The 13,214-nt window shown below is 45.8% G+C and carries 13 protein-coding genes; 7 read left to right on the top strand and 6 right to left on the bottom strand.

From position 1 onward, the window contains the following. Nucleotides 1-152 precede the first annotated feature (152 nt). Together ACHUFM_RS05670 and ACHUFM_RS05665 are read left to right on the top strand one after the other, a co-directional pair. Entirely contained in the window at nt 153-455 is a 303-nt protein-coding gene (locus tag ACHUFM_RS05670; protein WP_394180410.1) for a type II toxin-antitoxin system RelE/ParE family toxin, read from the top strand. Continuing rightward, a complete protein-coding gene (locus ACHUFM_RS05665) occupies nt 452-751 on the top strand; it encodes an addiction module antidote protein (RefSeq protein WP_394180408.1) in 300 nt (99 codons plus the stop codon). Before ACHUFM_RS05670 ends, ACHUFM_RS05665 begins: the two co-directional genes overlap by 4 nt. 27 nt (nt 752-778) lie before the next feature. Here the strand turns inward: ACHUFM_RS05665 and ACHUFM_RS05660 are convergent, their stop codons facing one another. Genes ACHUFM_RS05660 through dgt form a run of 3 tightly spaced genes read right to left on the bottom strand, consistent with a single transcriptional unit; the run spans nt 779 to nt 3,338 of the window. Continuing rightward, a complete protein-coding gene (locus ACHUFM_RS05660; protein ID WP_394180406.1) occupies nt 779-1,372 on the bottom strand; it encodes a DNA-3-methyladenine glycosylase I in 594 nt (197 codons plus the stop codon). Further along, entirely contained in the window at nt 1,362-1,820 is a 459-nt protein-coding gene (locus ACHUFM_RS05655) for a GNAT family N-acetyltransferase (protein ID WP_394180404.1), read from the bottom strand. Before ACHUFM_RS05655 ends, ACHUFM_RS05660 begins: the two co-directional genes overlap by 11 nt. A 9-nt stretch (nt 1,821-1,829) precedes the next feature. Further along, the gene (gene dgt, locus ACHUFM_RS05650; protein ID WP_394180402.1) at nt 1,830-3,338 is read right to left on the bottom strand and encodes a dGTPase; all 1,509 of its coding nucleotides are present in this window, start codon (nt 3,336-3,338) and stop codon (nt 1,830-1,832) included. Nucleotides 3,339-3,576: 238 nt separating this feature from the next. Between dgt and ACHUFM_RS05645 the strand changes: the two genes are divergently transcribed. The 5 genes from ACHUFM_RS05645 (at nt 3,577) to ACHUFM_RS05625 (ending at nt 8,993) form a co-directional block, all read left to right on the top strand. Then, complete coding sequence (locus ACHUFM_RS05645) at nt 3,577-5,220, top strand: phosphotransferase (protein WP_394180400.1); 1,644 nt, start codon at nt 3,577-3,579, stop codon at nt 5,218-5,220. Then, entirely contained in the window at nt 5,213-6,106 is an 894-nt protein-coding gene (locus ACHUFM_RS05640) for a GAK system ATP-grasp enzyme (protein WP_394180398.1), read from the top strand. Before ACHUFM_RS05645 ends, ACHUFM_RS05640 begins: the two co-directional genes overlap by 8 nt. Then, nucleotides 6,103-7,194 (top strand): HprK-related kinase B, encoded by a 1,092-nt coding sequence (locus ACHUFM_RS05635; RefSeq protein ID WP_394180396.1) that lies wholly within the window; start codon nt 6,103-6,105, stop codon nt 7,192-7,194. The genes ACHUFM_RS05640 and ACHUFM_RS05635 overlap by 4 nt, the downstream gene beginning before the upstream one ends. Nucleotides 7,195-7,375: 181 nt before the next feature. Continuing rightward, entirely contained in the window at nt 7,376-8,740 is a 1,365-nt protein-coding gene (locus ACHUFM_RS05630; protein ID WP_394180394.1) for a metallophosphoesterase, read from the top strand. Next, entirely contained in the window at nt 8,724-8,993 is a 270-nt protein-coding gene (locus ACHUFM_RS05625; protein WP_394180392.1) for an amphi-Trp domain-containing protein, read from the top strand. Before ACHUFM_RS05630 ends, ACHUFM_RS05625 begins: the two co-directional genes overlap by 17 nt. 83 nt (nt 8,994-9,076) lie before the next feature. Here the strand turns inward: ACHUFM_RS05625 and ACHUFM_RS05620 are convergent, their stop codons facing one another. Genes ACHUFM_RS05620 through ACHUFM_RS05610 form a run of 3 tightly spaced genes read right to left on the bottom strand, consistent with a single transcriptional unit; the run spans nt 9,077 to nt 13,206 of the window. Then, nucleotides 9,077-9,886: an inositol monophosphatase family protein gene (locus ACHUFM_RS05620; protein WP_394180390.1), complete on the bottom strand. Its 810-nt coding sequence runs from the start codon at nt 9,884-9,886 to the stop codon at nt 9,077-9,079. A gap of 15 nt (nt 9,887-9,901) precedes the next feature. Then, nucleotides 9,902-10,975, bottom strand: a complete 1,074-nt coding sequence (locus ACHUFM_RS05615; RefSeq protein WP_394180388.1) for an ABC transporter ATP-binding protein — start codon at nt 10,973-10,975, stop codon at nt 9,902-9,904. After that, a complete protein-coding gene (locus ACHUFM_RS05610; RefSeq protein WP_394180386.1) occupies nt 10,972-13,206 on the bottom strand; it encodes an ABC transporter permease in 2,235 nt (744 codons plus the stop codon). The genes ACHUFM_RS05615 and ACHUFM_RS05610 overlap by 4 nt, the downstream gene beginning before the upstream one ends. Nucleotides 13,207-13,214: the final 8 nt, after the last annotated feature.

The following is a 13,214-nucleotide window of genomic DNA, read 5'->3' as shown; positions in this document are numbered from 1 at the left end:
AACTCTTGCCTCGCCCGATCAATTTCCTTTCTCATAAAGCACTCTTCTGTGTTGTCGTTGATGAGTCCCATTGATTGCATGAAGGTGTAAAAAAGCATTGAGATTAGGTTAAAAAACAACCACACTGTATTCAAATGGATACGAATTGTTTTATGTATGATATTAAACTCACGGATGAGTTCAACCTTTGGCTGCGTCGGCTAAAAGATCACTCAACTAGGATTCATTTAGCCCGCCGCCTAGAAAAGGCGTCACGTGGTTTACTTGGCGATGTTAAGCCTGTAGGCGATGGCTTGTATGAAATGAGAGAGCATTTTGGACCAGGTTGGAGAATGTATTACGTTCAACGCGGGACGACTTTGATCATAATGTTGGCTGGTGGCGATAAATCGACGCAAAGCAGAGACATAGAATTGGCTAAACAGCGAGCCACAAAACTGGATGAGACGACATGACTTCAATAAAAGAATTAACCAACTTTGATATGGCTGAGCAACTTCGTACCGACGAAGATATTGCTGCTTATTTATCTATGGTGCTTGAGGATGGTGATACCGATGAGCTTATTCATGCTCTTGGTCATATTGCCAAAGCACGAGGCATGACGCAGATAGCCAAAGACAGTGGGCTTGGACGTGAAAGTCTTTACAAAGCCCTCAGATCAGGTTCTCGGCCGCAATTTGATACGATAGTAAAAGTGCTTAAATCTATTAATTTTGATTTGAAAGCCGTGATTCATACGCAAAAATGATTACATCGGCTTCGGTTGGGTGTGATTTCACGGTCGCTTAAACTCTCGCCTCGCCCGATCAATTTCTTCTCGCATAAAACAGTTTTCCGCATGGTCGTTAATGAGTCCCATAGATTGCATGAAGGCGTACAGGGTGGTTGGGCCAACAAATTGCCAGCCACGCTTTTTTAGCTCCTTAGCAAGTGCGATGGACTCAGGGCAAGTGGTTTGGGTTTCGGGCGGCGGCAGGGTGTTTTCGTCGGGTTCGTAGCGCCAGATAAACGCGGCTAACGAGCCTTCTTGTTCAATCATTTCTAAGGCGCGTTGGGCGTTGTTAATCACCGCGAGGATTTTGCGTTGATTCCGCACTATGCCTTCATTGTTGAGTAATTCGGTTATTTCTTTTTCGCCAAACTGTGCCACTTTATGAAAATCAAAGCCATGAAAAGCGAGTCGGAAATGTTCTCGCTTGGTCAGAATGGTTCGCCAACTCAAGCCGGATTGAAAGGTCTCTAAACAGAGTTTTTCAAATAATCGTCGGTCGTCGTCTACAGGAAAGCCCCATTCTGTGTCGTGGTATTCAGGAAAGTCGGGCGCTGAATCTGCCCAGCCACAGCGTTTTATGATTTCTTTAGGTGTCATGGGGTAACCGTTTCAATAGACAGACGACTCGCTCTATTTCTGTAAAGCCAAGTTGTTTATGAAGGTTTATGCTTTTTTCATTGGTTATTGGCGCGTCGCTGCCTAGTTCATGAAAGCCTTCCTCTATCGACCAGTTTTCGGCCGTTTTAATGAGTGCTTTGCCAATGCCTTGTCCTTGGTAGTTTGGGGAGACAAACAAGGCTTCAATGTAAGGTGTGGTCTGTTGGTGGCTGCCAGGAATGTTATCGCGAAGATTTAGTTCAATAAAACCAATGATGTCTTGGCGGGTATCATCCACTGCAATGAACACTTCTTTTACATTAGGATTGGCGCCTAGAAAAAAGTCATTTACTTCTTGTTGGCTGATGTCTTTGATTTCAGGGAGAAATGCTATTCTCAGTGCTGACCAAGCGAACGCGTCGCGAGATTGAATTTTGCGTATCCTCATGTCTCCTCCCTAACTCTCAATCACATGCAAAGCACGGTATTCGTCATAAGCAAATTGGTCGGTCATACCGCTGATGTAGTCTTGGATAAGACGACAGCGGAAATACAGCTCCCAAGCGTTATCGCTTAGGTTACTGAGTTCTGCTTCAAATCCTTGTTTAAATTCGGATAATTGTGACATGGCCTTTTGATAAGCGGCTAATTGGCGTCCGGAAAGCTTGTTGCAAAGACGAGTTTGATAAAGTGGTGTGTGGCCTTTTTGGTTGATGATGTTTTCAAAGCTTATCCGGTCAAGTTGTAACAAAGGCAGGTAGATATCCAACAGACCAGCAATAATGCGATAGCCTTGCAGCTCTTGCTTCTGCACTTCTTCAGAACAAAATACGTGCTTAAAGGCGACGGCTTTTAGTGTGTCCAAGATCGCATGAACTAGACTGCCATCTTCAAGTAAGGCTTGGTTGTAGGAGCCATGGAAAATGTCTTCGATGTGTTCAATAAATTGTTCGCTGGCATACTGCACCGATTTTGTGTTGATCGCGACTCTGAATTGCACGAAAAAATCACTGATGATGTTGGTTCGTTTGTATTGCCATAGACTTTTTTCGATTAAGTCTGACATTTGTGTTGCATTGTCTACAGTGATCTTAGGGTATTTTCCTTGATTGCTTATGATGATTTGGAACTCTTCTTTTAATCTGAGTAACAGCTCATCAAATTTTAAAATGCCCTTCTCAACCGCATCTTCTATGTCTGCTATACAGTAAGAAATGTCGTCAGCGGCTTCCATCACGTAAGCAAAGGGAGAGCGATGATGGTTTCGAGTATTTAAAGTGTCGTTAATGGTCTCCACTATGGGCGCTTCACTTAGATAAAAGCCGACCTTTTTTTGCAAATAATGTTTGTCATCTTCTTTCGCAGGCTTCGCTTGGTCACCGCGACGAGTGTATTTTAGGATGCCGGATAATTGCGAATACGTCAGATTTAACGTCTGCAAAGAATGGACAATCCTAAGAGCCTGAGCATTTCCTTCGAAGTGGCACAGATCGGTTTTTAATCCAGTGAGATTGGCGTCGCTGTCTGTAATGTCATCACGTTGAAATAAGGTGGTGATTCGTTCCTCAAACCATTGGTTAATAGCCGCTTCGCCAAAATGCCCAAATGAAGGATTGCCGACGTCATGCATTAAACAAGACATTTCCACCAAGGACTCAAACTGTCGCTCTAAGCCGGTTAGACCATAAGAGGCGAGTTGCTCCTGAGAAAGGCTTTTAAAGATGGTTTGGCTAATGAAGCGTCCCACTTGCTGTACTTCCATGGAGTGGGTTAAGCGACTGCGAACCGCAGCGTTACGTTCTAATGGAAAGACTTGCGTCTTTTGTTGTAGGCGACGAATGGCGGCGGAGTTGATGATGCGACCACGATCACTTTCAAACACAGCCAGATCTCTTCTTTCTGTGTCTTGTGAAGCCCCAGAATACATTCTATGTGGGCGAATTTTTACTCTAAAATCGATGTCCATGTTAAGTAACGTCTCCCCAGCAGTGAATCATGATAGTAGCGATATTTTGCTTAAAAAGTCATGTGAAAATATCGACCTTATGGTCTATTTTATTGATTGGACTATAAAAAACGCGTTTATGCATGTGAGCCCAGACTCAGGTGGGTGGCCTGCCGACATATTTTTGTCACATTAGTGTCATTAAGTTGTTGTCTAGTTGGATTAAAGTGAAGAAGACTATTTAAAGGTAAAAGATGTTATGCCTTCGGCTATGAATTTGTCCGCTTTACAAGAACATGTGTATTTCCTTCTAAATGAAGTGGAGACACATTGTCAGCTGGTTACTCAATTTTATACTTCTTGCTCAACTGATGTTTTGCCCCGCATCCGCCGTCGCCGTGGGTATGTGCAAACGCTGCGTGAAAAAATTGATTTAGAAGCGGCGAGTCTGTTGCAACGACGCAAAACCAAAGGACGTTTTTATTCCCGCGTCAGTGCGATGCGCTCGCTAGCGGTGGCGTTAGATGCCTTGACCCAGCACTGTTTTGATTGTGTGCTAGAAGGAACATTGGATAAACCCTATGAGCACCCTTCCGCTGCGGCCTGCATCAAGCTCATGAAGAAAGTAAAGCGAAGTCTCGATATAGTGAAGTTCGGTTTAGAGCAGGAGCCGCGTCGTACGGGCATTAAGCTAGGTCGACGCAGTCAAAAATTACTAGCGAATTATGCGGCTTTGCAAGCAAATACCCTGAAAGTGAAATTGACCTTAGGGGATGACGAGCTAAGGGCGTCGATTCTTAGTAATGTTTGCTTAAAGCGTCTGATCGAACAACTTAGTGTAGTCGCGGATGCACTTATTAAATCCGACCTTGGCCAAGTGGCCAGCTTACAAAACTACCCGCATTTATTGGACAGTGCTGCCAATCTCAATTACGACCTCAGTGATTTAAAGGTGCGTCGTTTGGCATTAACTCGTTCAGGTAGCGCCATTGCCGCGATTTCTCACAAAGACCAACGTGGTCAAGAAGTACTGGCCGTGTATAAAGAAGGCGAACGCAGCAAAATTGAAGAAGAAGTGGCGGGCGTGAATCACTGGCGTGACATTGATCCTAAGCTAGCGCCTAGTGTATTAGCGCAAGCCAATGAGGCTGGAGAGCAATCCTCGTTACTGATTGAACACATTCCAGGGAAAACATTAGAAACCTTGCTTCTAGGAGAAGACGAAGCGGCGTTATCGGAAGCGTTAAAGAAACTGTTTAAAACCCTCAATCAAACTTGGAAAGCCACTCTGACGGAAGAATCCTGCTCAGCTCAATTTATGGCGCAGCTAAGTAAACGAATTGGCGACAGCCGTAAGGTGCATCCAGAGTTTTTTAAACAAGAGGCTCATATTTGTCAGCACCTTATGCCGGGCTTTGATGCGCTGGTGGCCGATGTATCCTTGCTAGAGCAGGATTGGCAGGTGCCTTTTTGTGTTCTCACTCATGGAGACTTTAACGTCGACAACCTGATTTACGACGGCTTGGAGAAACGCATTTATTTCATTGATCTGCATCGGGCGAGCTATTTCGATTATGTTCAAGATTTGTCTGTGCTGATGGTGTCGATTTACCGTTTGCAGGTGCTCAGTGGCGCCACCCGAAAACGCATGATGGAAAGTGCGAAAGAAGTCTATCGCTTTGGTCGTCGTTTTGCTAAACAGCATCATGATGACACTTTTGAGGTTCGCATGGCGGCGGGATTGGCTCGCTCCTTTGCGACCTCAACGCGCTTTATCTTTGATAAAAAATTGGCGACACGCATGCATCTAAGGTCGCGCTACTTATTGGAAAAACTGGCCAAACTGACGCCAGAAGACGCTGAAAAATTCACTTTACCGTTAAAGGATCTTTATTTTGAGTAAACCTAAAGTTGGGGTGATTGGTATCCCGGGAAAATGGTCCACAGAAGTCTTAGCTGACCGTCTAGAGGCCCAAACTGAGTTTCGTGCCGTGATCGATATGAATCAGGTTGAATTATGCTTGGACAGCCAAAGGTTGATGTATCAAGGGTTGGATCTGACCACGCTAGATGGTTTGATCATCAAGAAGATCAGTGAAGTGTATTCTCCAGCAACGGAAGATCGTCTGCGCTTGCTGTCTTACGCGGAGCAAGCGGGTGTGCGTTTGTTTAGTCCAACCCAGAGTGTGGGCAATTTGATTAATCGTTTGGCAGGCACCTTAGCGTTACAGCATGGACAGATTCCGATGCCAAAAACGCGCGTTACCGAAAATCTTGAACTCGCTTTTGCGACGGTAAGAGCGTTTGGTTCAGCCATCTTGAAGCCGCTCTATTCTACCAAAGCCCGCGGTATGATTATGCTGACGCAAGAAGACAGTGATGAGTTTGTGCGGAACGCATTAGAAGAATATCGCCAGATTCAGTCCATTTATTATATTCAACAGACGGTGAATCTGGATGGACGTGATTTGGGTATGGTGTTCGTCGGAGGCGAGTATGTTTGCACCTATGCTCGTGTCGGTAATAAGGATTCTTGGAATACGACGATTAACAGCGGTGGTCGCTATGAAGGCTTTGAGCCGGATGCTGAACTGATTGAATTGGGGCGCAAAGCACAAGCTTGTTATGACTTAAGTTTCACTACCGTGGACATTGCTTTGACGGACCAAGGCCCGGTGGTGTTTGAAGTATCGGCGTTTGGTGGTTTCAAAGGCGCGTTGGAAGGGTGCGGAGTGGACGCTGCTCAAATATACGCGGATTACGTGTTAAAAGAGGTTGCTAAGTCATGATTCAGAACATTTTAGACCTGACGCAGGTAGAAACGCATTTCAGCACTTGTTTACATCAAACTCAGTTTCAATTTGCGCAGTTGCAAGTCAGGTTTCATGCCACGGAACGAGGTTTGATTGAAGACCTGACTGAGTATTACAAAAGCTATTTACACGAAACTCAAGCTGCCACCTCAATTATCGATGTGTACGTGATGGAGCAAGCGCCTGCTGGGGATGAATTGGCTTGGTTGGAAGTCCCTCGTGAAGTAGGCAAGCAAGGTCGAAAAGAAGGTTACTTGGATGTGCCGGGCGGTCGTTGGATTAAGAAGTTCAAAACGGGTATGTCTTTCTTACAACGTCCAGATCAGCTGGTGGCGGTTGGTCCATGTGCTGCGAACTTAGCGCAAATTATTAATTTCATTAACAATCAGTTTTTAAATCACTTCTTACGTCAAGATTTTACCCTTGGACATGCCTCAGCGTTCAGTGTGCAAGGTCAGGTGACGGCCATTGCGGCGGGTTCTGGCGGAGGGAAGTCGACCTTGATGTTACGCTGTCTTGAAAAAAGCACGCGTGACTTTTTAACCAATGACCGTATCTTGCTTAAACGTGTTGGCAGCGGCACAGAAACCATTGGCTTGGCTAAGTTGCCTAGGGTTAATCCGGGGACATTATTGTATTCAGATCGCTTGCGCCATATCTTGCCAGCGGCTCGCCAACAGGCTTTATCTTCTATGCCGACTTCGGAACTTTGGTCACTGGAAGAAAAATACGACGTACAAATTGAAGACGATTACGGTGCTAATCGTGTCCAATTAACCGGTCAACTGGTGAACCTGATTATGCTGGATTGGTCTTTGGATAGCCCGGAAGAGACGCGATTAGAGCAAGTTGACTTGTCTCAAGAGCCAGATGTGATTGAAGGGCTACGCAAACGTCCAGGGCCTTTCTATCAGGATAATCAAGGTGTATTTGCAGACCTAAATGCCATTGATTCGACTGCTCATTATGTCGATCAGTTAGCCAATGTGGCGGTATATCGTTTGACCGGAAAAATCGATTTTGATTTGGGTTATCAATTGATTGGTCAGTTGGCGACAGCATAAAGGTTTTCAGGCCAAGTATTACCTGCTTAATAGGAACAAGGATGTTCAAAAAATAGTCGCTCGTCACCAAATTGTCATAAAACTTTAGCATAATCCGGCCTTCTGTTTGACGCTCATGGATTGTGCTAGAGTGATTTTAACGGTGCTGTAATACGATTCATCTACTAAGGTAAGAGATACCATGCTTAACCCTATTCCTGCTATTAAGCCCCATTCACATCACACTGAGATCATTGCTCGGTTACCGACAGAATGGGCATCTTGGCCTAGGGACAAAAGCTCGGTTAATAATCATGTACTAAGTGTCGAAGAAACCCCTTCTCATTACACCAAACACAAATTACGTTGGCCAAAACGTCCTGTGGTGTTTATATCAGACCCTCATGCGGATGCGATGGCATTTGAAGCATCGCTGATTGCAGCGGGTGTTGCAGAGCGTAAGAAAAAGTCTGATCTGGGCCATTTATCCTTGACCAAAAAAGGCAAGCAGTCTGAGATCATCATTGGTGGTGACTGTTTAGATAAAGGCCCAAGTAACTTGGATTTACTACGCAGTGTTCAGCAACTGTATCGTCTTAAAGCGCGGGTGACCTTGTTAGCGGGTAATCATGATTTGCGATTGTTGATGGGTCTGCTGGCGTTGGCTCGTAAAAAAGATGTGGGCAATCAGCATTTGTTCGTTCGTATGGGCAAGAAAGTCGTGCCGTTATTCAGAGAAGTGTTTGATCAATATTTGGTGGATACCAAATGGGATAAGAAAATTCCTGATGAAGACACTTGTCGTAAGCGTTTATTTCCTGGTGAAGCTTGGTTTAAAGAATTTCCATTTCATGCCGCCGGCTTTTTGACCGCAGAAGGAATTGACCGCGAAGTGCGTAAAATGGAGTCGAAAAATGAAAGCTTTGAAAAACACTGCCATGCGTCAGGGTTAAGCCTTCGTCAAGTTTATGCGGCTTCCCTAAAATGCCAGCAATTGTTTCTGCATAAGAAAGGCGAGTTTAATTGGTTTTTCCGTAAGATGGAGCTGGTTGCCCAGCGCGGGTCTTTCCTGTTTTTGCATGCGGGTTTGGATGACAATATGGGCCAAATGCTATTAAAAAGTGGGCCGAAATATGCGAACAAAGCGTTTCATCGTAATCTCAAACGTCGCGATTTATTTGGCTTCTATTACAGCTCGATTGCTAATACGTTTCGTACCAAATATCGTGATGCCGATTTACCTTTGACCTATCGTGGGGTGAAGGCCATTCATAAATCGGGGATTCATGTGGTGGTGCAAGGCCACGTCAACCGTCAAGAAGGCCAGCGTATTACTATTAAAAAAGGTCTGGTTCACGTGGAGGCTGACATTACGTTAGACTCTCATTCTCGTAAGGTGGAAGGTTTAACGGATTATGGGATTGGTGCCACGTTAATTGACAAAAGCACGGGCATTGTCGGACTGAGTTGTGATTACCCGACAGCCAAAGTGATGACAGCAAAAGAGCTAGAAGGCATTTATCAAGAAGGTCAAAGTGAAGGGAAAGATTATGAAATCAAAAACTGAGTTCAAATATGAAGCCTTGCTGGAGCCTGATGATATTCAAGATGTGCTGAAAGCCCTTTCAAAGGGCCTAAGTAAGGGCAAACTGACCTTCAGTGATGAAAAAGAAGGCACGTTAGCGATCGAGCCAAAAGGGTTACTGCGTTTAAAAGTCACCGCCTCGGATGACGAAGATAGTCAACAGTTTGAAGTCAAAGTTCGCTGGGAAAAGCACCCTAAGCGCTTGAATAAAAATGCTCCTGAAATTACCTCATAAGTCTTACATTGCGAACGCTTTATACTAATATGACAGAGGCCGCCTATTGGTTGATAAACCTCAGGCGGCGCCTGAAATCTAACTCATTGAATGCCCGTCATCTCGTAAAGTGACGTTTTTATTCCCATAGCCGATACGAGTAAAGGATTACCTTTGAGCAAACCCTCGCCCGCCAAAAAGTCATTGGTTGCGCCGCCAGCTTCGCTCACCATGATGAGACCCGCTAAACAGTCCCATGAGTTGATATGAGGTTCGTAGTAGCCAATTAAGCGACCTGCAGCGACATAGGCCAGCATGAGAGCGCCTGAGCCATTACGGATGAACATACCGCCCTTGTTTAACAGCTTATCGATGAAGTTCACGCACAAGGTCGCAGGAACTCTATGCGAGGTGCCTAAGCCCATCACGCCTTCTTGTACCGAATTCACGGTTAGTGTTGTGACTTTTTTGTCGTTTACAAAACAGCCTTGACCAGCCGCCGCACTAAATAGCTCGTTGCTGTTTGGATCAAAGATCAGACCGCAGGCAATTTTGTCGTTCACCATGAGCGCGATAGAAATACACCAAGAATGCATACCATTGAGGAAACATGCGGTGCCATCAATAGGGTCAATCACCCACAAATACTGGTTGTCGCCTTTGGTAATGCCTTGTTCTTCACCAAGAAAGCCATCTTGTGGAAAGTGTTCTTGTAAGCTTTCGATGATCGTCACTTCCACATTACGGTCAGCGATACTGACTACGTCTTGTGGTTCCATTTTGGTTTCAACGATTAACTTTTCTCGATTTCGAAAATATTCTAACGCTTGAGCACCAGCGATTTTAATCACCTTCTCGGCTTGGTTAAATCGGTCGAGAGCCGCTTGATCTATTAGGTTATGAGCTAAAAACATGAGTTGTACTCCACTCTAAGCCGTCTTAACTAATGCAAGACCGCGATTTGAAAACGCAATAGACACATCGGAACCGACGGGAATTGCTTGTTCAACACGATAGTCGACGACGAATAAACTACCGACTTCGGAATCAACATCGTATTGCATTTGGTTGCCTAAATAAGTGGCTCGCTTAATGGTGCCAATGAGCCCTTTGGACTGTTGGTCTCGCATGGATAAACGCACGGAACTTGGGTGCACTGCTAACAGTACACGGCCTTTGCTAAAATCCCGTTGTGGTAAAGAGCAGCGCAGTGCGCCGACGGCAACGTCTGCGGTCTGTCCGTCGGTGGCAATGATGTCCGCCTCGATAAGGTTGGCATCACCAATAAAGTCGGCAATAAAGCTTGAAGCTGGCGCTTCGTAGAGTTCACGCGGACTGCCTTCTTGGGCAATGACTGAGCGATTCATTACGATAATGCGATCTGAAACCGCGAGGGCTTCTTCTTGATCGTGAGTCACATAAACAGCGGTTAAACCGATTTTCTGCTGAAGTTCACGGATTTCTTCTCGAACATGGCGACGTAATTTGGCATCTAGGTTTGATAGCGGTTCGTCTAGTAGCAGCACTTCAGGTTCTAGAACCAAGGCGCGTGCCACAGCGACACGTTGTTGCTGCCCACCGGATAACTCACTTGGGTAACGTTGTCCGTAACCTGCTAAGCCAACAAGTTCTAACCCTTCTTCGCTCTTTTCCTTGGCTTCGATTTTATTGACCCCACTGGCGTTTAGGCCATAGGCGACGTTTTCGGCCACCGTCATGTGCGGAAACAAGGCATAGGATTGAAATACCATGCTGACATCTCGATCTGTTGCTGGAAGATGCGTTACGTCTTTATTGCCTATCATAATACGGCCGGAAGTGGGGTGTTCTAATCCTGCGAGCATGCGTAGCGTGGTGGTTTTACCACAGCCACTTGGTCCTAATAAGGTGACAAGGTTACCCGGTTCAATCGTGAACGATACGTTATCGATGGCAGTGACATTGCCAAAGGTTTTAATGACGTTTTCGAAGCTCACCGAGCCTGGTTTGTAGTGGAGACTCATGCGTGTTTCTCCTTAAGAGAAGGGCTTGAAGTAGCCGATGATTTGGAAGAATGAGAAATCGAATCTGTGCGTCGTAGGCGGCGTTGCCCAACAAATAAATTAATAGCGATAATGGCCGTCAACATGACTAAAATCAGCACGCTACAGTAAGCGATTGCAATGCCGTATTCGCCGTTTTCCACTAAGCCTATGATGTAAGAGGTCGCCATATTGTGATCGGCGCTGACAAGAAAGATCACTGCGCTGACAGACGTAATGGCACGCACAAAGCTGTACACCAACGCCGCAATGATAGCCGGACGTAGTAGTGGCAGTATGACGCGTCGAAAGGTCATTAGGCTGTTTGCACCTAACGTCAGCGAAGCTTCGTCTAAGCTCTTGTCTAACTGACTCATAGCAGCAATACCGCCACGTACACCAACGGGCATATTACGGAAAACAAAACAGATGATCAGAATCACGCCAGTCCCCGTCAGCTCTAGAGGAGGTACGTTAAAGGCAAGAATATAGCTGATGCCAATGACGGTGCCGGGAATCGCAAAACTCAACATGGTGCCGAATTCAAAGGCGTTTTTCCATTTGAACTGCTGTCGAACTAATAAGTAAGCTGTGAGCAAGCCAACGATGGCGGTGAATGGCGCGGCGATGGCAGAAATGCTCAGCGTCGTCCACAGTGAATCCCATGCTGCGCCTTCCCAGATCACACCAAACTCACCCCAACCGACAGAAAAGGCGTCTTGGTAATGTTGCAAGGTAAAGCTGTTGTCGTAACCCCAGTTTTGTACAAAACCACCAAACATGATCATGCCGTAAATGACGATGGTTAATGCAGCCCAAGGTAAGGCGGTCATGTAGCAGGCTAATTTCATCCCTTGGTTTAAGCCCATGTAAGCACCAGAATCCGCTTTCCCTGTGACCGTGGTATAGGACTTTTTGCCGATCCAATGACGTTGAAGGAAAAAAGCACTCAAAGTAAAGAACAGCAAGAGTATGGCTAGTACCGCGGCATAACCTTGGTCATTTTGAGCACCGACAATGGCGAAAAATATCTCGGTTGAAAGCACGTCAAAGTCGCCACCCAGTACCATTGGGTTACCAAAGTCAGCCAAGCTTTCAATGAAGGCCAACAAAAATGCATTGGCTAAGCCGGGACGCATCAAGGGCAGTGACACCTTGATAAAGGTGCGCCAACGATCTGCTCGCAAAGTTTGGGACGCTTCTTCCATCGAAGGACTAACGCCTTCCACCACACCGATCAATACCAAAAAGGAAATCGGTGTAAAAGACAGTACTTGAGCCAGCAACACACCAGGCATACCGTAAAGCCAGCGCCCTGGTTCAATATTAAATACATCGGCGAAGAACTGGGTCACCACGCCAGAGCGTCCAAATAGTAGAATTAACGCTAAGCCAATAACAAATGGAGGCGTAATAATAGGCAATACTGTGAGCAGGCGTAAGGACCTTTTCCAGCGAAAGCCTGTGCGGGTAACGACCAGAGCAAAGGATAAACCGAGCAAGGTTGTTAATGTTGCAGTCAGAGTTGCCAGCGTTAGGGAATTCCACGCAGTGCCGCAAGCGTAGCCGCCGCTGAGACAGGACAAGGACCAAATATTATCGCTAAAGAACTTACCGAAAAACGCCGTTGGCGCAAACATGCCGTCATTGTTCATGAAGGCGCTGATTAATACTTGGCTGACAGGAAAAAAGACAAATAAGCCAACCAGCGCGACGATCAAACCAATACTGCCTGCGACAAAGACATCACCTTTCAAAAAGCCTGTGGCAGCTAGTCCAGTGGTTAGCAGTATTAGGAAGGACAAACCACACAGCATGGCACCGTAGCCAAAACCATATTGTTGGTATGCTAGTTCGCCAAATAAGGACTCCAGCCCCGCAAATTGCCAACCACTAACGCCAATGGCGAAGCCTTGGCCCATCATATAAATCAAGCCAAACGCACCTGAATAGATTAAATAGCGGCTATATCTAGGATCATTCTTTGTTAGAGGAACCAGGCGTAAAGGCGCAACTAAAGGCAAAGCCAATGGCAGCAACCAAAGCTTATCGCCGAGCAAGCCTTGCAGAATCGCAGGGGCATAATATAAATCAGTAGGATAACCGTCGGTTAACCAGACAAATGACCAAAAGCCATCTTCGAGCAAATACCACGGCATCAGCAAAAAGCCGATCCAGCCGAGCAACAGCCACGGAATAAAAGAGTGTTTCACGATCGATA

This window comes from Marinomonas posidonica (genome assembly GCF_043643765.1).
Classification (GTDB): Bacteria; Pseudomonadota; Gammaproteobacteria; order Pseudomonadales; family Marinomonadaceae; genus Marinomonas; species Marinomonas posidonica_A.
The sequence above is the reverse complement of the archived record's forward strand: the minus strand, read 5'-3'. Positions and strand labels throughout refer to the sequence as shown.

Coding starts and splice junctions, on each gene's coding strand:
- ACHUFM_RS05655 (WP_394180404.1), bottom strand. CDS start 1,820: ATGAGGATACGCAAAATTCAATCTCGCGACGCGTTCGCTTGGTCAGCA.
- ACHUFM_RS05635 (WP_394180396.1), top strand. CDS start 6,103: ATGATTCAGAACATTTTAGACCTGACGCAGGTAGAAACGCATTTCAGC.
- dgt (WP_394180402.1), bottom strand. CDS start 3,338: ATGGACATCGATTTTAGAGTAAAAATTCGCCCACATAGAATGTATTCT.
- ACHUFM_RS05660 (WP_394180406.1), bottom strand. CDS start 1,372: ATGACACCTAAAGAAATCATAAAACGCTGTGGCTGGGCAGATTCAGCG.
- ACHUFM_RS05625 (WP_394180392.1), top strand. CDS start 8,724: ATGAAATCAAAAACTGAGTTCAAATATGAAGCCTTGCTGGAGCCTGAT.
- ACHUFM_RS05670 (WP_394180410.1), top strand. CDS start 153: ATGTATGATATTAAACTCACGGATGAGTTCAACCTTTGGCTGCGTCGG.
- ACHUFM_RS05645 (WP_394180400.1), top strand. CDS start 3,577: ATGCCTTCGGCTATGAATTTGTCCGCTTTACAAGAACATGTGTATTTC.
- ACHUFM_RS05620 (WP_394180390.1), bottom strand. CDS start 9,886: ATGTTTTTAGCTCATAACCTAATAGATCAAGCGGCTCTCGACCGATTT.
- ACHUFM_RS05615 (WP_394180388.1), bottom strand. CDS start 10,975: ATGAGTCTCCACTACAAACCAGGCTCGGTGAGCTTCGAAAACGTCATT.
- ACHUFM_RS05665 (WP_394180408.1), top strand. CDS start 452: ATGACTTCAATAAAAGAATTAACCAACTTTGATATGGCTGAGCAACTT.
- ACHUFM_RS05630 (WP_394180394.1), top strand. CDS start 7,376: ATGCTTAACCCTATTCCTGCTATTAAGCCCCATTCACATCACACTGAG.